Annotated in this window: 22 protein-coding genes; 9 read left to right on the top strand and 13 right to left on the bottom strand. The window is 74.1% G+C overall.

Annotated features, from left to right (window positions below):
- Positions 1 to 54 precede the first annotated feature (54 nt).
- Entirely contained in the window at positions 55 to 621 is a 567-nt protein-coding gene (locus tag BFL37_RS05525; protein ID WP_086514157.1) for a GrpB family protein, read from the bottom strand.
- The gene (locus tag BFL37_RS05520; RefSeq protein WP_086514156.1) at positions 618 to 1,541 is read right to left on the bottom strand and encodes an EamA family transporter; all 924 of its coding nucleotides are present in this window, start codon (positions 1,539 to 1,541) and stop codon (positions 618 to 620) included. The genes BFL37_RS05525 and BFL37_RS05520 overlap by 4 nt, the downstream gene beginning before the upstream one ends.
- Before the next feature lie 42 nt (positions 1,542 to 1,583).
- Here BFL37_RS05520 and BFL37_RS05515 point away from each other — a divergent pair, with 42 nt between their 5' ends.
- Positions 1,584 to 2,072, top strand: a complete 489-nt coding sequence (locus tag BFL37_RS05515) for a MarR family winged helix-turn-helix transcriptional regulator (RefSeq protein ID WP_086514155.1) — start codon at positions 1,584 to 1,586, stop codon at positions 2,070 to 2,072.
- 9 nt (positions 2,073 to 2,081) lie between these two features.
- Here BFL37_RS05515 and BFL37_RS05510 read toward each other — a convergent pair whose 3' ends face one another.
- The 4 genes from BFL37_RS05510 to cysK form a co-directional block, all read right to left on the bottom strand.
- On the bottom strand, positions 2,082 to 2,648 hold the full coding sequence (locus tag BFL37_RS05510; RefSeq protein ID WP_086514154.1) for a hypothetical protein: 567 nt from the start codon (positions 2,646 to 2,648) through the stop codon (positions 2,082 to 2,084).
- 90 nt (positions 2,649 to 2,738) lie between these two features.
- Positions 2,739 to 3,464, bottom strand: a complete 726-nt coding sequence (locus BFL37_RS05505) for a TrmH family RNA methyltransferase (protein WP_241533878.1) — start codon at positions 3,462 to 3,464, stop codon at positions 2,739 to 2,741.
- Positions 3,464 to 4,048, bottom strand: coding sequence for a serine O-acetyltransferase EpsC (epsC, locus tag BFL37_RS05500; protein WP_086514153.1), 585 nt, complete (start codon positions 4,046 to 4,048; stop codon positions 3,464 to 3,466). Before epsC ends, BFL37_RS05505 begins: the two co-directional genes overlap by 1 nt.
- Before the next feature lie 2 nt (positions 4,049 to 4,050).
- Positions 4,051 to 4,989, bottom strand: coding sequence for a cysteine synthase A (gene cysK, locus BFL37_RS05495; RefSeq protein WP_086514152.1), 939 nt, complete (start codon positions 4,987 to 4,989; stop codon positions 4,051 to 4,053).
- 120 nt (positions 4,990 to 5,109) lie between these two features.
- Between cysK and BFL37_RS05490 the strand changes: the two genes are divergently transcribed.
- The 4 genes from BFL37_RS05490 to BFL37_RS05475 are packed head-to-tail and all read left to right on the top strand — an operon-like array spanning position 5,110 to position 7,967.
- On the top strand, positions 5,110 to 6,075 hold the full coding sequence (locus BFL37_RS05490) for a quinone oxidoreductase family protein (RefSeq protein WP_086514151.1): 966 nt from the start codon (positions 5,110 to 5,112) through the stop codon (positions 6,073 to 6,075).
- A gap of 54 nt (positions 6,076 to 6,129) precedes the next feature.
- Entirely contained in the window at positions 6,130 to 6,588 is a 459-nt protein-coding gene (locus BFL37_RS05485; RefSeq protein ID WP_086514150.1) for a hypothetical protein, read from the top strand.
- On the top strand, positions 6,581 to 6,886 hold the full coding sequence (locus BFL37_RS05480) for a transcriptional regulator (RefSeq protein ID WP_086514149.1): 306 nt from the start codon (positions 6,581 to 6,583) through the stop codon (positions 6,884 to 6,886). Before BFL37_RS05485 ends, BFL37_RS05480 begins: the two co-directional genes overlap by 8 nt.
- Positions 6,887 to 6,926: 40 nt before the next feature.
- A complete protein-coding gene (locus BFL37_RS05475; protein ID WP_086514148.1) occupies positions 6,927 to 7,967 on the top strand; it encodes an LLM class flavin-dependent oxidoreductase in 1,041 nt (346 codons plus the stop codon).
- Between the two features lie 70 nt (positions 7,968 to 8,037).
- On the opposite strand, the gene BFL37_RS05470 is transcribed toward BFL37_RS05475, so the two are convergent.
- Positions 8,038 to 9,417 (bottom strand): MFS transporter, encoded by a 1,380-nt coding sequence (locus BFL37_RS05470; RefSeq protein WP_241533877.1) that lies wholly within the window; start codon positions 9,415 to 9,417, stop codon positions 8,038 to 8,040.
- A 265-nt stretch (positions 9,418 to 9,682) separates the two neighbouring features.
- On the opposite strand from BFL37_RS05470, the gene BFL37_RS05465 reads away from it, so the two are divergent.
- The 4 genes from BFL37_RS05465 (at position 9,683) to BFL37_RS05450 (ending at position 12,793) form a co-directional block, all read left to right on the top strand.
- Positions 9,683 to 10,282, top strand: coding sequence for a TetR family transcriptional regulator (locus BFL37_RS05465; protein ID WP_086514147.1), 600 nt, complete (start codon positions 9,683 to 9,685; stop codon positions 10,280 to 10,282).
- A gap of 98 nt (positions 10,283 to 10,380) precedes the next feature.
- Entirely contained in the window at positions 10,381 to 10,746 is a 366-nt protein-coding gene (locus BFL37_RS05460) for a TIGR02611 family protein (RefSeq protein ID WP_086514146.1), read from the top strand.
- A gap of 86 nt (positions 10,747 to 10,832) precedes the next feature.
- The gene (locus tag BFL37_RS05455) at positions 10,833 to 12,059 is read left to right on the top strand and encodes a sensor histidine kinase (protein ID WP_086514145.1); all 1,227 of its coding nucleotides are present in this window, start codon (positions 10,833 to 10,835) and stop codon (positions 12,057 to 12,059) included.
- Positions 12,060 to 12,061: 2 nt separating this feature from the next.
- Complete coding sequence (locus BFL37_RS05450) at positions 12,062 to 12,793, top strand: response regulator transcription factor (protein ID WP_086514188.1); 732 nt, start codon at positions 12,062 to 12,064, stop codon at positions 12,791 to 12,793.
- Positions 12,794 to 12,842: 49 nt separating this feature from the next.
- Here BFL37_RS05450 and BFL37_RS05445 read toward each other — a convergent pair whose 3' ends face one another.
- From BFL37_RS05445 to BFL37_RS05420, 6 genes are all read right to left on the bottom strand, one after another.
- A complete protein-coding gene (locus BFL37_RS05445) occupies positions 12,843 to 13,919 on the bottom strand; it encodes an alkene reductase (protein WP_086514144.1) in 1,077 nt (358 codons plus the stop codon).
- Between the two features lie 201 nt (positions 13,920 to 14,120).
- Complete coding sequence (locus BFL37_RS05440) at positions 14,121 to 14,903, bottom strand: RDD family protein (RefSeq protein WP_086514143.1); 783 nt, start codon at positions 14,901 to 14,903, stop codon at positions 14,121 to 14,123.
- Between the two features lie 140 nt (positions 14,904 to 15,043).
- On the bottom strand, positions 15,044 to 15,280 hold the full coding sequence (locus tag BFL37_RS05435; protein WP_086514142.1) for a hypothetical protein: 237 nt from the start codon (positions 15,278 to 15,280) through the stop codon (positions 15,044 to 15,046).
- 2 nt (positions 15,281 to 15,282) lie between these two features.
- Positions 15,283 to 15,738, bottom strand: coding sequence for an SRPBCC family protein (locus BFL37_RS05430; protein ID WP_086514141.1), 456 nt, complete (start codon positions 15,736 to 15,738; stop codon positions 15,283 to 15,285).
- A gap of 163 nt (positions 15,739 to 15,901) precedes the next feature.
- Entirely contained in the window at positions 15,902 to 16,636 is a 735-nt protein-coding gene (locus BFL37_RS05425; RefSeq protein ID WP_086514140.1) for a hypothetical protein, read from the bottom strand.
- A gap of 45 nt (positions 16,637 to 16,681) precedes the next feature.
- Positions 16,682 to 17,183, bottom strand: a 502-nt coding sequence (locus tag BFL37_RS05420) for a M23 family metallopeptidase (RefSeq protein WP_143331584.1), incomplete at its 5' end; no start/stop codon positions are given.

Below are 17,183 nucleotides of genomic sequence, written 5' to 3'. Positions count from 1 at the left end.
CGGATCCACGCGACGCGACCAGCCTGGCAGCGGCGTGCGCTGCTCCGAGACGCGTCAGGACGTGCGCGCCGCCCGCGCCCGGGCGAGGATCCCCTGGATCACGGCGGTCTTCGCGTCCGCGTAGGCGTCCATCGACTCCCACCGGCGGGTCATGAGCTCCCGCTTCGTGCGCTCGTAGAGGTCGCGGTCGGCCGGATCCGCGCGGAGCCGGTCGCGGAGCAGCAGGTACGCCTCCACGGCGGGGTCGCCCTCCTCGTACACGTGCACGTGCACGTCGCGCGCGGGCGTGCGCACCAGGCGGTGCCCGGGCTCTCGGACGCGCCGGTCGTAGCCGGCGGCGACGAGACGCGCGACGTGGTCCTCCTCGGCCGTGATGTCGGCCACCACGACCACGACGTCGACGATGGGCTTCGCGGCGAGCCCCGGCACGGACGTGGAGCCGATGTGCTCGACGGCGAGCGCGGCGTCGCCGACCGCGTCGAGGATCCGCCGCCGGTGCACGAGGTACGCCTCCGCCCAGCCGGGATCGTGCTCCTGCAGCCCGACCGTGAGCGGCGGCTGCCCGCCCACGACCTCCACGGTCGTCACGTCGGGTCGGCGGCGGTCCCGGTCATGCGTCACCGGGACATCCTGCCAGGCGCGAACGGGTCCGCTCCCCCGCCCTCCGGCCGCGGCACGCGCGGCTGCGTCGTCCGCACCGCGACGGACGCGCCGACGGAGACGAGCACCAGCGCCATCCCCACGGCCTGGGAGGCGGTCAGCGTCTCACCCGACCAGCAGAGCCCGATCGTGACGGCGACGACCGGACTGAGCAGCCCGAGGAAGGCGGGCACCCGGGCCGGGAGGGCACGCACCCCGCGGAACCAGAGGAGGTACGCGACCGCCGTGCCGACGAGAGCCAGGTACGCGTATCCGGCCACGTTGACGGCGGTGAGCGGAGCGACGGGCAGCGGCTCGAGCGTCGCGGTGAGGGCAGCCAGGAGGATCCCGCCGGCGAGCAGCTGCCACGACGTCGTGACGAGCGGCGGGTGATCCGGACCCCACCGCTTCGCGAGCACAACACCCACCGCCATGCAGAACGCGCCCGCGAGCGCGGCCACGATGCCGACCGCATCGAGACGGGCGTCTGCCCGGAGGACGATGAGCGCGACGCCCGCGAGCCCGACGATCCCAGCCGCCATCACCCGGAGCGGCATCCGCTCGCCGAGGATCCGGGCCGCCAGCGCCGAGACGAGCAGCGGCTGGATGCCGCCGATGACCGCCGCGACCCCGCCCGGCAGCCGATCGGCCGCGATGAAGAGGAACGCGAAGAACGCCCCGATGTTGAGCGCCCCGAGCACGCCGGACCGCCACCACCACGCCCCGCGCGGGAGCTCGCGGCCGAGGGCGAGGAGCAGGAGGCCCGCGGGCAGCGCGCGCAGGGTAGCCGTGAGAAGCGGATGGTCGGCGACGAGGAAGGCGGTGGAGGTGACGTACGTGGTGCCCCAGAGGACGGGCGCGACAGCGGTGACGATGACGAGACGACGAGGATGGCTAAGCACTGAGCCAGTGTAACTCACCGCTTAGCTAGTACGATGGGCGCCATGGATCACGTGGACCGCATCCTCGAGCAGTGGCGTGCCGAGCGACCCGACCTCGACCCGTCGCCCATGGCCGTCGTCGGTCGGCTCAGCCGCGCCGCGGCAGCGATGGAACGGGAGCTGGAGACGACCTTCGCCGCGCATGGGATCGACGCGTCGACCTTCGACGTGCTCGCGACCCTGCGCCGTCATGGCGCGCCCTTCCGGCTGGCCCCGGCGGCGCTCGCGCAGGAGTCGATGATCACCACCAGCGCCGTCGCCCAGCGACTGAACCGCCTGGAGGCGCTCGGCCTCGTGACCCGGCTGCCCCGCCCCGAGGACGGACGCGGCAAGCTGGTCGAGCTGACGGCGGCGGGACGAGAGCTCGTCGACCGCGTCCTCCCCGACCACATATCGACCGAGGAGGCACTGCTCGCCCCGCTCGACGCCGCCGAGCGCCGCACCCTCGCGGAGCTCCTTGCCCGCCTCGACCCGATGGACCCCCGGCGCTGACGACGCCGCTCAGGCGGTCGCCGGGGTCGCCGGGGCCTCCGGGACCACGGGCTCTCCGGTCGGACGCGCGTAGTAGGCCCACGGGATCCACATGGATCCGATCCGCTCCCACCCCTCGGCCTCGAGGGCCTGCCGCGAGGAGAAGACGCTGACCCGGCGGTGCTCCCACTGCTGGTCGTCGAGGACGAGGTCGTGGTACAGCGTCCCGAAGGCGACGGAGTGCCAGCCATGCCGACCCGCCTCCTCGAGCCGCTCCATCTCGTCGAAGGCGGTGACCGGGCTGAGGCGACGGCCCCGCGTCTCCGCCGGCCGCGTCTCCTGGCCGAACCGCTGCTGCGCGGCCTGGCGCGAGATGTGCAGCGTGTCGCCGATCCGCTCCCAGCTCGCCCCCGCCCCACGGGCCGACCGCACGGCGTCGCGCAGGGTCTCGCGCGCCTCCTCGTCGATGTCGGCGGCCGTGGCGACGAGGCGCAGGTACGCGTCGCGGTCGGCGTCGAGGTCGCGGTGGATGTCGGGGTCGAGCCGCTCGATGATGGCGGCGATGCCGTCGCGGATGATCGCCTGCGTGTCGCTCATGCCGTCAACATACGCTTGACAGCCATTCACGTCAATGGCAGGTTGACGCATACCCGGCCGGTGGGCCACTCCGTCGGCCACTGCCCCCCGTCAGGCGGTACCGCCCTCCCCCGGGAACGCGACGTGCTGCATCACCCATGCGTGCATGACGACCGCAGCCGCCGCCGACGCGTTGATGGAGCGGGTGGAGCCGAACTGCGAGATCGCGACGGTCATGTCCGCCGCGGCCACCGCCTCGTCACTGAGGCCCGGTCCCTCCTGGCCGAAGACGAGCACGCAGCGCTCGGGGAGGCGCGTGGTCTCGAGCAGTACGGATCCGTCGACGTTGTCGATGGCGATGATCGGCAGGCCCTCACCGCGCGCCCACTCGACGAGGTCGGCGATAGTGGCGTGGTGCACGACGTGCTGATACCGGTCGGTGACCATCGCGCCGCGCTTGTTCCAGCGGCGGCGGCCGACGATGTGCACGGTGTCGGCCGCGAACGCGTTGGCGCTGCGCACGATCGAGCCGATGTTCATGTCGTGCTGCCAGTTCTCGATGGCCACGTGGAACGGGTGCCGGTGCTGGTCGAGGTCGGCGACGATCGCGTCCATGCGCCAGTAGCGGTAGCGGTCGATCACGTTGCGGGTGTCGCCGCGCTCCAGCAGCTCGGGATCCAGGTGGGGCTCGTCCGGCCACGCCTCGGGGCCGCCGGGCCAGGGACCCACGCCGTGGGTGCTGTGCTCGTGGGTCGGCGCCGGCTCGACGGGCGGCGCCCCCTCGGCACCGGGCGCCGGCTCGTGCGGCTCGGTCGGCGCGCGCGGATCCGCCGCCATCAGATGTAGATCGCGGGGTCGACGAAGAACGCGGGATCCACGTGCGCGTCGGGCGCACGCCCGGCCCGCTTGCCGGTCTCGACCGCGGGGATGCCGGTGAGCACGGATCCCGCGGGCGCGTCCTTCACGACGACCGCGTTCGCGCCGATGACGCTGCCCGCGCCGACCGTGATGGGCCCGAGCAGCTTCGCGCCGGCGCCGATGGTGACCCCGTCGCCCACCGTCGGGTGGCGCTTGCCGTGCACGAGGCTCTTCCCGCCCAGCGTGACGCCGTGGTACATCAGCACGTCGTCGCCGATCTCGGCCGTCGCGCCGATGACGACGCCCATGCCGTGGTCGATGAACAGCCGCCGCCCGATGCGCGCGCCCGGGTGGATCTCCACCCCGGTCAGCGCCCGCCCCACCTGCGCCAGCAGCCGCGCGGCCAGCCGGATCCGCCGTCGCCAGAGCGCGTGCGACACCCGGTGCAGCCACACGGCATGCAGCCCCGGGTAGCCGAGCACCATCTCCAGGTACCCGCGCGCGGCCGGGTCATGGGCGCGCGCCGAGCGGAGGTCCTCGACGAGGCGGGCGACGATCCCCACGCCTAGTCGCGCAGGTCGTCGAACAGCACGGTCGAGAGGTACCGCTCGCCGTAGTCGCACACGATCGCCACGATCGTCTTGCCCTTGCTCTCCGGGCGCTTCGCGATCTCGAGCGCGGCCCACACGATGGATCCCGACGAGATGCCGCAGAGGATCCCCTCGTCGGTCGCGAGCGCGCGCGAGACGCGGATCGAGTCCTCGAGGGAGACGTCGACGACCTCGTCGTAGATCTCCGTGTCGAGGATCTCGGGCACGAAGTTCGCGCCGATGCCCTGGATCTTGTGCGGCCCGGGCTTGCCGCCGTTGAGGATGGGCGAGTCGAGCGGCTCGACGGCGACGATCTGCACGCCGGGCTTCCGCTCCTTGAGCACCTGGCCGACGCCCGTGATGGTGCCACCCGTACCGACGCCCGCGATGAACACGTCGACGCCGCCGTCGGTGTCCGCCCAGACCTCCTCCGCCGTGGTCTCGCGGTGCTTCTGCGGGTTCGCCGCGTTGGCGAACTGCTTGGCCCAGATGGCGTTGGGGGTCTCGTCCACGATCTGCTTGGCGCGGTCGACCGCGCCGCGCATGCCCTCGGGGCCGGGGGTGAGCACGATCTCCGCGCCGTACGCGCGCAGCACCAGACGGCGCTCGATGCTCATCGTCTCGGGCATCGTGAGGACGACCCTGTACCCCCGTGCCGCGCCGACCATCGCGAGCGCGATGCCGGTGTTGCCGCTCGTGCCCTCGACGATGGTGCCACCGGGCTTCAGCGCACCGGCCGCCTCCGCCGCGTCGATGATCGCGACGCCGATGCGGTCCTTCACGCTCGACGCCGGGTTGTGCGACTCGAGCTTCACCAGCACGGTCGCGTCGAGGCCCTCGGTGAGCCGGTTGAGCCGCACGAGCGGCGTGCCGCCGACCAGCTGGGTGATGTCGTCGTAGACGCGACCTGCCATGGGTTCCACCTTCGTCGTGATCCTGATCGGTGCGGGGCCGGGCCGCGCGCACCTGCTCGTCATCGAGCCTATGGGAGCCCAACCGCGCGTGTCGCGGCGGCATTCCTGCAGGCTGGACCCATGAGCGCGCGCATCGAGGTGGCGGGGCCGGGCGGCCCCGAGGTCATGACCCTGACGGACGGCCCCGTGCCGGATCCCGGGCCCGGCGAGGTCCGCATCCGCGTGCACGCCGCGGGCGTCAACTTCATCGACACCTACCGGCGCAGCGGCGTCTACCCGATGGCCTTCCCCTTCGTGCCGGGCTCCGAGGCCGCAGGCGTCATCGAGGCGCTCGGCGACGGCGTCACGGGCGTGCACGTGGGCGACCGTGTCGCGACCGCGGAGGCGTCCGGCACGTACGCGCAGCACGCGCTCGTCCGGGCCGAGACGCTGCTGCCCGTGCCCGACGGCGTCGACATGGAGGTCGCGGCCGCGCTCCCGCTCCAGGGCCTCACCGCGCACTACCTGGCGACCAGCTCGTACCCGGCCGGCCCCGGCGATCGCGCGCTCGTGCACGCGGGCGCGGGCGGCGTGGGGCTCCTCCTCACCCAGCTGCTCGCGGATCGCGGCGTCGAGGTGATCACGACGGTCTCCACCGAGGAGAAGGCGGCGCTCTCACGGGCGGCCGGCGCGACGCACGTGCTCGGCTACGACGACGTGCCCGTGCGGGTCCGCGAGCTGACCGACGGCCGCGGCGTCGACGTGGTCTACGACGGCGTGGGCCGCGACACGTTCGACGGTTCGCTCGCGTCCTTGCGGATCCGCGGCACGCTCGTGCTCTTCGGGGGCGCGAGCGGGCAGGTGCCGCCGTTCGACCTGCAGCGGCTGAACTCCGGCGGATCCCTCTCCGTCACCCGCCCCACGCTCGCCCACTTCCTGCTCGACGCGGAGGAGCGCCGCTGGCGCGCGGGCGAGCTGTTCGCCGGCGTGCTCGACGGATCCCTCGACGTGCGCGTCGGCGCGACCTATCCGCTCGCGGACGCGGCCCGCGCGCACGAGGACCTCGAGGCGCGGCGCACCACGGGATCCCTCGTGCTCATCCCGTAGTCGGATCCGCCCCGATCACTTGCCTCGACGGAAAACGACGTGTAGCTTTCCCTCATGGAAAACGATCGAGCAGCAGACGCGAACGCGGCCCTCGACGGCCTCCGCACCGACCGCGAGGCCCTCGCCGCCCGCATCCCCGAGCCGCGCTGGCACCTCGCGGGCTTCGGTGCCGTCGCGCTCGCGTGGGTGGCGCAGGCCGCCACCCTCTCCCCCGGCGCCGACTACGAGCCGCCGACCACGTCGTGGGTCGCGGTCGTCGCGGCGGTGGTCCTCCTGGTGCTCATCCGCGGACGCACGGGCATCCGCTTCCGCCGGGTCGGCGCCCGGGCGGCGCTGCTCGTCGCCGCCGCCGTCGTCGCCTGCCTCGTCCTGTTCTCGATCTCGCTCGGGCTCGTGGCGCAGGGTCTCGGCTGGGCCGTGGCGATCACGGCGATCGCGGCCTTCCTCCTCGTCACGCGGCTGTCGACGCTCGCCTTCCGTGCGGCGGTGCGCGAGATCGCCCGCCGTGGCTGAGGCCGCCTTCGACGAGCTGATCCACGCGCCCGTGCGCCTCCGCATCTGCGGGATCCTCCGCCGCGTCGACCAGATCGACTTCACCGTGCTCCGCGACGCCCTCGGCGTCGCGGACGCGAGCCTCTCCAAGCACCTCAAGGCGCTCGCGGACAGCGGCTACGTGTCCTCGCGCAAGGCCTCGTCGGCCGGGCGGAGCGACCGACGGCAGCTCACCTGGCTGTCGCTCACCGCATCCGGCCGCCGCGCGTTCGACGGGCACGTGGCGGCCCTGACGGAGATCGCCGGCGCGGGCGGCTGAGGGACGGCGCGCTCGCACCTGCACCGCCTACCCTCGTGCCATGCCCGCACCCGGATCCCCGCTCTCGCGCCTCGGCTTCCTCACCACCGGCCCCTTCGACCCGACCGATCCCGCCCCCGGCCTCGAGCAGGCGCTGCGGCTCGTCGAGCTCGGCGACGCGCTCGGCCTCGACACCGCGTGGCTCCGGCCCGACCACCTCCGGAACGCGATCTCCTCCCCCGTCGCGATGCTCGCCGCCGCCTCGCAGCGCGCCCGCCGCATCGGCCTCGGCACGGCGTCGATCCCCGTCCGCGCCGAGAACCCGCTCCGCCTCGCCGAGGACCTCGCGACCCTCGACCTCCTCTCCGGCGGGCGCCTGCGCCCCGGCCTCTCGGTCGGCAATCCCGGCCGCGTCGCGGACCTCGACCGGGCGATCCACCCCACGACGGCCGCGCACGAGGAGCCCGGCCGCGAGCGGCTCCTGCGGTTCCGCGAGCTGCTGCGCGGCGGGCGGGTGCCGGGCGCCGACGAGCACGACGCGGATCCCGAAGACGACGAGTCCCTCACCGCCACCGTGCAGCCGGCGTCCCCCGGGCTCGCCGACCGGCTCGGCTACGGCGCGGCGACGCTCCGCACCGCCGCCTGGGCGGGCGCGCACGGCTTCCGCCTGCTGGCGTCCGGGGTGACCGAGCGGGGATCCGGTGCGCGCTTCGGCGAGGACCAGCGCGCGCTGATCGACGCCTACCGGGACGCCCACCCGGATTCGGCCGCGGCCCACGTGACGCTCGCCCTCGTCGTCGTGCCCACCGACGGCGCGACGACCGAGCAGCGGGCGCGGTACGCGGCCGACGCGGCGGCGCGCGCCGAGCGGGCGGCCCGCGCGGAGGGTCGGCCGGGCGGCGCGAGCATGGTCCGCGCCGACGACCTCGTGGGGCCGGCCGACCGGCTCGCCGCCGCCCTCCGCGCGGATCCCGCGGTGCAGGCCGCCGACGAGCTCGCGATCGTGCTGCCCGACGGCCTCCCCGGAGACGACGCCGCGCAGATCCTCACCGACGTCGCGGAGCGCCTCGGCCCGGCGCTCGGCTGGTCGCCAGCCGTCTGATCCTCGCCACGCACGACGACGCCCCTCCCGCGCGCTGCGGGAGGGGCGTCGTCGTGCGGGGAGAAGAGGATCAGTGCATGCTGACGGCCTCGGACGACGCGCCCTCGCGGAAGCGCTCGAGCGGCACGCGCACCATCGACCAGGAGATGATCGAGGCGCAGGCCACGCCGATCGCCGCGGCCAGGAACACCACGTGGTACCCGTCGACCTGCTGCTGCAGCGGGTTCTGGACCCCGTCCGCGGTGGCCGCGGTGACGGCCGAGGCGAACAGGGCGGTGAACACGGCCGTGCCGATGGATCCGCCGATCTGCTGCGTGCCCGTGAGCGCCGCGCCCGCGACGCCCGCGTCCCGCGGCTCGATGCCGGAGAGCGCGACGTTCTGCATGGGCACGAACACGCACGCGAGCCCGATGCCGAGGAGGATCTGGCCGGGCAGCACCTGCACGACGTACGCGCCGTCGACGGTGATCCGGCTGAACCAGAGGAGCCCGGCGGCCGCCACGAGCGGGCCGACGGTCATGAGGATGCGCGGGCCGACGCGCGGCAGGAGCCGGGCGACCTGCGGTGCCGTGAGCATGATGGTCGCGGCCATCGGCAGCGACGCGAGCCCGGAGATCAGCGGCGACATGCCCAGCACGATCTGGAAGTGCAGCGTGAGGTAGAGGAGCCCGCCGAGGAGCGCCGCGCCCACCATCACGGAGGTGAGGTACGCGCCGCCGCGGGTGCGGTCGGCCACGACGCGGAGCGGCAGCAGCGGGTTGCGCGCCCGCGACTCCCACCAGACGAACGCGACCATGATCCCCACGCCGAGCGCGAGGAAGCCGATGGTGTCGGGCTCGCCCCAGCCGTTCTCCGCGCGCGAGAAGCCGTAGACGATCGACGCGAGGCCGACCGTGACGAGCACGGCGCCGGGCACGTCGTAGCTGCGGTCGCCGTCGGCGCGGCTCTCCCTCACCAGCGGGATCGCGGCGATGACCGCCACGACCGCGATGGGCACGTTGACGAGGAGGCACCAGTGCCAGCTGAGGTACTCGGTGAGCACGCCGCCGAGCAGGAGGCCGACGGCCGCGCCGGATCCGGCGATGGTGCCGTAGACCGCGAACGCCTTGACGCGGTCGGGGCCGGACGGGAACGTCACGGACAGGAGGGCCAGGGCGGCCGGCGCGAGGAGCGCCGCGAACACGCCCTGCAGGCCGCGCGCGAGCAGCAGCATCTCGCCCGTGACGGCGACGCCGCCGAGCGCGGAGGCCGCCGCGAACCCGATCATGCCGAGGATGAAGGAGCGCTTGCGGCCCCAGTAGTCGGCGATGCGGCCGCCGAGCAGGAGGAGCGAGCCGAACGCGAGCGCGTAGACGGTGACGACCCACGTGCGGTCGGCGTCCCTCATGCCGAGGTCGCGCTGGGCGGCGGGCAGCGCGATGTTCACGATGGTGCCGTCGAGCACGACCATCAGCTGGGCGAGGGCGACGACGGCGAGGAGGATCCACTTGCTGCGGGCGGACGGCGCGGCCGGGGTGGCGGGGCCGGCGGGCGCGGTCTGGCCGGCGGGCGCGGCGGGGGACGTGGAGGGCGGTGCGTTCTCGGGGGTGCGTGCGTGCGAGATCAGGTGCTCCTGGAGGATTCGTGCGGCGCCCGGGCGGGCGAGGACGGTCCAATCTAGGGCCGCTCCGCGCGAAGAGTCAAACGAACCGGTTCGTTTGACATACGCTGTTCACATGGCAGAGACGACGGGGTCCGCCCGATCCACCGACGAGAAGCAGGACGACGTCCGGCACCGCATCCTCCTGGCCGCGCGCGAGGAGTTCGCCGCCCACGGGCTCGCCGGCGCGCGCGTCGACCGCATCGCCCGCTCCGGCCGCGCCAGCAAGGAGCGGCTGTACGCGCACTTCACCGACAAGGAGTCGCTGTTCCACGCGGTGCTGAAGCTCAACGGCGTCGAGTTCTTCTCCGCTGTGACGCTGGATCCCGCCGACCTCCCGGGCTTCGTCGGCCAGCTCTTCGACCACGCCTACGAGCACCCGCAGCACCGCCGCATGCTCGCGTGGGCCCGGCTCGACGGCGTGACGCTCGACGTGCCGCACAGCGACACGTCGCCGTCGGCCAAGGTCCAGGCGATCCGCCGCGGGCAGGAGGAGGGGTGCATCGACCCGTCGTGGGATCCGCAGCGCCTCCTCACGATGCTGTTCGCGCTCGCGCAGGCGTGGGTGCAGTCGCCGTACCCGACCATGCACGCGGACACGCCCCGCGCGCGCGCCGCCGACCGCGCGGCCGTCGTGGAGGCGGCCCGGCGGATCACGGCCCCACCCGCCGGCTGACGGCACCGCGACGGCGTCCGGGCCCGGATCGTCACGGCATCCTGCGGATTCCCCAGATGAGGGAGCCGCTTCCCAGGCCCCGCCCGTAGCGTGAGCGCATGTCCGACACCCTGACCCGCGAGTTCGAGGCGGGCTCCAGCCACGCGCATCCGCTCCGGCGGTTCCTCCGCCGCTGCCGGGCCTGGATCGAGCTGCACCCGAAGGCGCGCTGGCTCTACCGGATCCTCGTGGGCCTGCTCGGCGTCTCCATCGTCCTCGTCGGCATCGTGCTCATCCCGCTGCCCGGGCCCGGCTGGCTCATCGTCTTCCTCGGGATCGCCGTGCTCGGCACCGAGTTCCCCGCCGCCCACCGCGTGAACGTGTTCCTCAAGCGCCAGCTGCACCGCTTCTGGGACGCCTGGCGCCGCTGGCGCACCTCCCGCGCGGAGCGCAAGGCGGAGCGCACGACCCGTTCGACCCGCTGACCGGACCAGCCGCCCTCCTCCGGGTCGGCGCCATCTCCCCCTTCCGGTCGATCCGGCGGGACGCCACCGCTCCGTAGGGTCGGGGCATGTCCTCCCCCACCGCGCACGTCCCCCGCATCGGGCCCGCCCGCCGTGCCCGCACCGTCGGCCGCGAGGCGGGGATCATGGCGCTGTCGCTCCTGGTCGGCACGCTCGCCTTCGGCGCCACGCTCACGCTCGTCGAGGAGGCCGGGGCCACCGGCATGCGGATCGATCTCCTCCTCCTGCTCGACGCGGTCGCCGGGCTCGTCGCGATCGCGATCCTCCCGCTGCGCCGACGCGCACCCCTCGCGATCGCGGTCGCGCTGGGCGTCGTCGCCGCGGTGTCGAGCGTCGGGCTCCTGGCCTCGGCGATCGCCCTCGTGTCGCTCGCGGTCCGCCGCCGGCCGCGGGAGATCGCCGTCGCCGCCGCCGTCTGGATCGCGGCCGTCGGCACGTGGGAGCTCACCGGCCTCTCCTACCTGCCGGTGACCCCGGCGGAGCTGCCGCTCACCGCGGCGCTGCTCCTCGTGGTGCTCGGCCTCCTGATCGTCGTCGGGCTCTACGTCGGAGGCCGCCGGGAGCTGCTGGCCTCGCTCCGGGAGCGCGCGCGGCTCACGGAGGAGGAGCAGGCCCTCCGCTCCGCGCAGGCAGCGGACCACGAGCGCACGCGGATCGCGCGGGAGATGCACGACGTGCTCGCCCACCGGCTCTCCCTGGTCGCCCTGCACGCGGGGGCGCTGGAGTACCGCGACGACCTGGACGCGTCCGAGGTCCGCGCGACCGCGGGCGTGGTGCGCGACAACGCCCGCACGGCGCTCACCGAGCTGCGCGGCGTCCTCGGGGTGCTGCGGGATCCGTCGGGCGCGCCCGCCGCGGCGCCCCCGCAGCCGACGCTCGACGACCTGCCGGCGCTGCTCGACGAGGCCAGGTCGCTCGGCGTCGAGGTGCACGCGCACGTCCACCCCGACACCCGCGAGGAACTGCCGCGCCTCGCCACCACGACGTCGCGGCACGCCTACCGGGTGATCCAGGAGTGCCTGACGAACGCGCGTCGGCACGCGCCCGACGCACCGGTCGAGGTCTCGCTCGACGGCCGGGCCGGCGGACGCCTGCGCATCGTCGTGCAGAACCCCGCTCCGGCACCCGCGGATCCCGCGGATCCCGCTGCCTCCGCCCGCGGACACGGCCTCGCCGGGATCGCCGAGCGGGCCCGCGCCCTGGACGGCACGCTCGACGTGTCCCGGCGCGACGGCCAGCACGTCGTCGAGGCGGTGCTCCCGTGGACGGCGTGACCATGGACGGCGCGAGCACGGGCGACGCCCGCACCGCCGACGCGGAGCTCCCGGGCGTCGTCCCGGCGGCCGGCCCGCCGATCCGCGTCGTGATCGTGGACGACGACGCCCTCGTCCGCGCGGGCCTCGCGATGCTGCTGGGCGGCGGGCACGGCCTCGAGGTGGTGGGCGAGGCGGCCGACGGGCTCGCGGCCGGCCCCGTGATCGCGCGCACGGCGCCCGACGTGGTGCTCATGGACATCCGCATGCCGGTCTGCGACGGGATCACCGCCACGGCCCGCGAGGTCGCCCGCCGCCCCGACCTCCCGGTCATCGTCCTCACGACCTTCGACGCCGACGAGCTCGTGCTCGGGGCGCTGCGCGCGGGGGCGCGTGGGTTCCTGCTCAAGGACACCCCGCCGGTCGAGCTCGTCCAGGCGGTGCGCCAGGTGGCGGCCGGCCGGTCAATCCTGTCGCCGTCGGTGCTCGACACCGTGATCGGCGTGGCGGCGCAGCGCGACCGCGCCGACCGCACGGCCGAGCGGGAGCGGTTCATGACGCTGACGGAGCGCGAGCAGGAGGTCGCGCTCGCCATCGCGCGCGGGTGGTCGAACGCGCGCATCGCCGCCGACCTGTTCCTCGGCGTCGCGACCGTGAAGACCCACGTGGGGCACGTGCTCGACAAGCTCGGCGTCGACGGCCGGGTGCAGGTCGCCGTGCTCGTGCACGAGGCCGGGCTCGCTCCCTCGGAGTGAACCCGGCCTCGGGCGGTGCCGGTCGGAGCCGGTCGGGCGATGCGGCGGATCAGCTCGCGGCGAGCGCCGGGTAGTCGGTGTAGCCCTCGGCGCCGGGGCCGTAGAACGTGGCCGGGTTCGGCTCGTTCGTCGGGGCGCCCTGCTCCCAGCGCTCGACGAGGTCGGGGTTGGCGATGACCATGCGGCCCACGGCGACGACGTCGGCGGTGCCCTCCTCGACGAGCTGGACGGCCTCGTCGTACTCGGTCTGGATGCCGAAGCCGCTGTTGATCATGAGCGGTCCGCCGAACGTCGCGCGGAGGCCCTGGACGAGCTCGCCGGCGGGCTCCGCGTGCAGGATGCTCACGTAGGCGAGGCCGAGCGGGGCGATGCCGGAGAGCAGCGCCTCGTACGTGGCGCGCGTCTCGTCGGCGTCCTCCTCGAGGACGTCCTGGATGTTGTGCGACGGCGAGATGCGGATGCCCACCCGGCCGGCGCCGATCTCGCGGGAGACCGCGTGCGCCACGTCGATGCCGAGCTTCGCGCGGTTCGCGGGCGATCCGCCGTAGGCGTCCGTGCGCACGTTCGAGACGGGCGACAGGAACTCGTGCAGCAGGTAGCCGTTGGCGGAGTGGATCTCCACGCCGTCGAACCCGGCGTCGACCGCGTTGCGGGCCGCGACCGTCAGCTCGTCGACGATGAGCGGGACCTCGTCGGTCTCCGGCTCGCTCGGCACGGGGTAGGGCTTCTTGCCGGTGGGCACGTGCACCTCGCCCTGGATCGCGATGGCGCTCGGCGCGAGCAGCGGCAGGCCGCCCGTGATGTCCTCGTGCGAGACGCGGCCGCCGTGCATGAGCTGCATGACGATGCGGCCGCCGGCCTCGTGCACGGCGTCGGTGACGCGGCGCCAGCCGGCGATCTGCTCGTCCGTCACGATGCCGGGCTGGCCCGGGTACGCCTTGCTGCGCTCGCTGGTGAACACGCCCTCGGAGACGATGAGGCCGGTGGACGCGCGCTGGCGGTAGTACTCGACGACGAGGTCGCCGGGGACGCCGTGCTCGTCGGAGCGCATGCGGGTCAGGGGCGCCATGGCGACGCGGTTGGGGAGCTCGAGGGCGCCGAGGGCGACGGGGGAGAACAGCTTCACGTGGTGGATCCTTCGTCTCGCGGGTGGCCGGCGCGCACCGCGACGGATCGCGTCGGGAGGGCGTCGGGGCCAGCGGCCCGAGCGGACCGCCCTCGGGCAACCGGAGCGCCCGGGACGGCATTCCTCGGGCGATCCTTCTCCCAGGCCCTCGTCAGGCTCTCCGCCCTCCGGGCGCGCCCGCGCGATCCCGCCGCCCGCGCGTCAGTAGGAGCCGAAGGACTCCGTGCGCCGCGCGAGCACGACGTCGTCCGCGGCGAGGTCGTGCCAGCCGCGGAGGAGGTGGCGCGAGTCCCAGCCGACGGACGCGTAGGGCAGCCAGACCGTGAAGATCCAGCCGAGCACGAACGCGTTCTGCACGACGCCCCGGAGCAGGGCGCGGCCGAAGCCGAGCATGCCGGGCGCGGAGAAGCGCTGCACGCGGATCCCGACCATGGCCTTGCCGGGCGTCGTGCCCTTCCAACCGAGCCACCAGGTGGCGATGAGGAGGTAGGCGAGGAGGCTGATGGACGTGGCGAGCACGGCGCCGCCGAAGTAGGTGTCCATCATGTCGTCGGCGGCCTCGCCGAACAGCTGCAGGTCGTTGATGCGCTGCTGCGCCATGCCCTGGATCGGGATGATGAACGCCGACGCCGACAGCCCGCCGACGACCCCGAAGACGACCTGGTCGAGGATCCGCCCGGCCGCCCGTCGACCCACGCCCGCGAGCCGCCAGGCGGGGTCGATGTGCGCCGGGAGCGGCCGATGCGCGGGCGGCAGGAGGACCATCCCGTACCCGGGCGGCGGGACCGCGCCGGGGTGGGTGGCCGGGTAGGGGCCCGCGGGGTACGGGCCGCCCGGGTAGGAGGCGCCCGGGTAGGAGCCGGCCGGGTACGCGGCGCCCGGCCCGTCCGCGGGCGCGTACGCCGGCGCGGCCTGCGCGTCGCCCGCCGACGGCGTGCGCCCCCGCTCCGCGTCCGGCCGTCCGTCGTCGTGCGTGTCGGTCATCGCGTCTCCCCTGGTCGCCGCGCCCCCGCGGCGCCGACCCAGATTATCCAGCAAGCGGGGAAACCGCGACGACGGACGCGGGGAGGGCCCGGCACCCTCGCGGATGCCGGGCCCTCCCGGTGGTGCTGGTGACGCTCGCCTCAGCCCTGGATCTCCCCGCGGGAGACGGCCTCGGCGTACTTGCGGAGGTCCGGCCCGGGCTCGAAGTCGATGAACCGGTCCTTCAGCTGCTCGAACAGGCGCTGGTACACGGTCTCCCAGTCCTGGCCCTCGAGCTCCTTCGCCGCCTGCTGCACGGCCTCCTGGAGCACGCGGTCGCTGTCCGTGAGGATCTTGTCGCGCGCCTCCTGGTTCCAGCGGATCTCGTCGGTCTGCATGATCAGGCCTTGACGTCCCCGCGCCAGGCGCCCTCTTCGGTGCCGCGCTTCTCGATGAACTCCTTGAAGTTCTTGAGGTCGCCCTTGATCACGTGGTCGTCGACGCCGATGACGGCGCCGACCTTCTCCACGAGGCCCTTGGCGGCCCAGTCGAGCTGCACGGTGACGCGCGTCTCGGTGTCGCTCAGCTTGTGGAACGTGACGACGCCGGCGTGGTCCTCGTCGCCGCCGGTCGAGTTCCAGGCGACGCGCTCGTCGGGGTGCTGCTCGGTGATGTTGGCCTCGAACGTGCGCTCGACGCCGCCGATCTTGACCTTCCACTCGGTGAGCGTGTCGGTGACCTGCGTGATCGACTCCACGTAGCTGAGGAAGTTCGGGAACGACTCGAACTGGGTCCACTGGTTGTAGGCGGTGCTGACGGGGACGTTGACGTCGACGGTCTCGATTACCTGGGGCATTGCTTCTCCTCGTTCGGATTCGGTGCGTGGGGTCGGATCGTCGTGCGATCCGCGAGCCCGGGCTCCGGTGCGGACACCGGCGCGGGCACGTCTCCGACGCTACGCCCGGGTCCGACGGGGCATTCGGCACCCGAGGAATGCACAGGGAACGTTCAACCGCCTGTCACGCCTCGGCGGTGGGCGCGGGTCCGAGCATGCGCTGGACGAAGGCGCGGGACCACGACGCGTACACGCGGGAGGCCTGCGCGGCGTCCGGGTCGCCCAGGTCCATCACGCTCTCGCCGGGGAACGGGACGGCCAGCGCGTCGTCGCGGGACGCGACGATCTCGGCGGTGATGCGGTTGAGCAGACGCGCGTGCCGGGCGGCGACCGGGCGCCAGGCCGCGGGGATCCCGACGCTCTCGTTCAGCGGCGGGACCTCGGGGATGAGCACGCGCGCGCCCGGGGGCAGCCCCCGCGTCAGGTCGTCGATGGCCGCGCACAGCAGCCTCCGCCAGGTGCGCTGCGGCGTGAGGCGGATGCTGTCCCCGACGCCCACCATGAGCAGCACCACGTCGACGCCGTCGAGCAGCGGGAGGTCGCGGACGGTGCCGGCCGCGGTGTGGATCGTGAGGTCGGCGAAGGGGCGCGTCGCCCACTCGACGCCGCGGCCCGTGCGACGGGCGAGCTGGCGGGAGAAGTGGCCGGCCATGCCCAGCTCGTGGGAGAGGACGCCCATCCCGACGGCCGTGGCCTCCCCGATGACGAGGACGCGCTGCGGGGAGTCGCCGGGGACGACCCCGGATGCCGCGTCGCGCGGGAAGACCGTGCTCTGGAGGCCGGTGCGCAGGGCCACGTACTGCACGAAGATCGCGGGCCGTCCCACGGCCTGCGCGAACCGCCTGATGCGTCCCGTCATGCGTCGCACCCCCCGGTCGTCGACGCGTCCAGCGTACCCGGAGGGTCAGGCCCCGCGGCTTCGCAGGAAGGGCATGGGCGAGGTGGCGACGCCGCCCTGCCGGATCTCGAAGTGGAGGTGGCAGCCGGTGCTGAGCCCGGCGCTGCCGACCGCGCCGATCTGCTGGCCCGCCTGGACGCTCTGGCCCGTGCGGACCATCACGCCGTACGAGTACATGTGGCCGTACACGCTCGTGACGCCGCCGCCGTGGTTCAGGGTGATCGCGTTGCCGAAGCCGCTGGATCCGCCCGCGAACTGCACGGTGCCGGCGGCCGTCGCGTAGATCGGGGTGCCGCATCCGGCGCCGAAGTCGTCGCCGGCGTGCAGGCGCCAGTAGCCGAGGATCGGGTGCAGCCGCATCCCGTAGGACTGGTACGAGCCGTAGCTGCGGATGGGCATGGTCCAGCCGGAGGAGGAGGGCTGGCCGCCGGACGACGGCGGTCGGGGCGCGTTCGCCGGCGGGCGCGCGGCGGCGTTCGCGGCGGCGGCGGCGCGGGCGGCGATATTC

It is taken from the genome of Clavibacter michiganensis (assembly GCF_002151125.1).
Taxonomy (GTDB): domain Bacteria; phylum Actinomycetota; class Actinomycetes; order Actinomycetales; family Microbacteriaceae; genus Clavibacter; species Clavibacter michiganensis_C.
The sequence above is the reverse complement of the archived record's forward strand: the minus strand, read 5'-3'. Positions and strand labels throughout refer to the sequence as shown.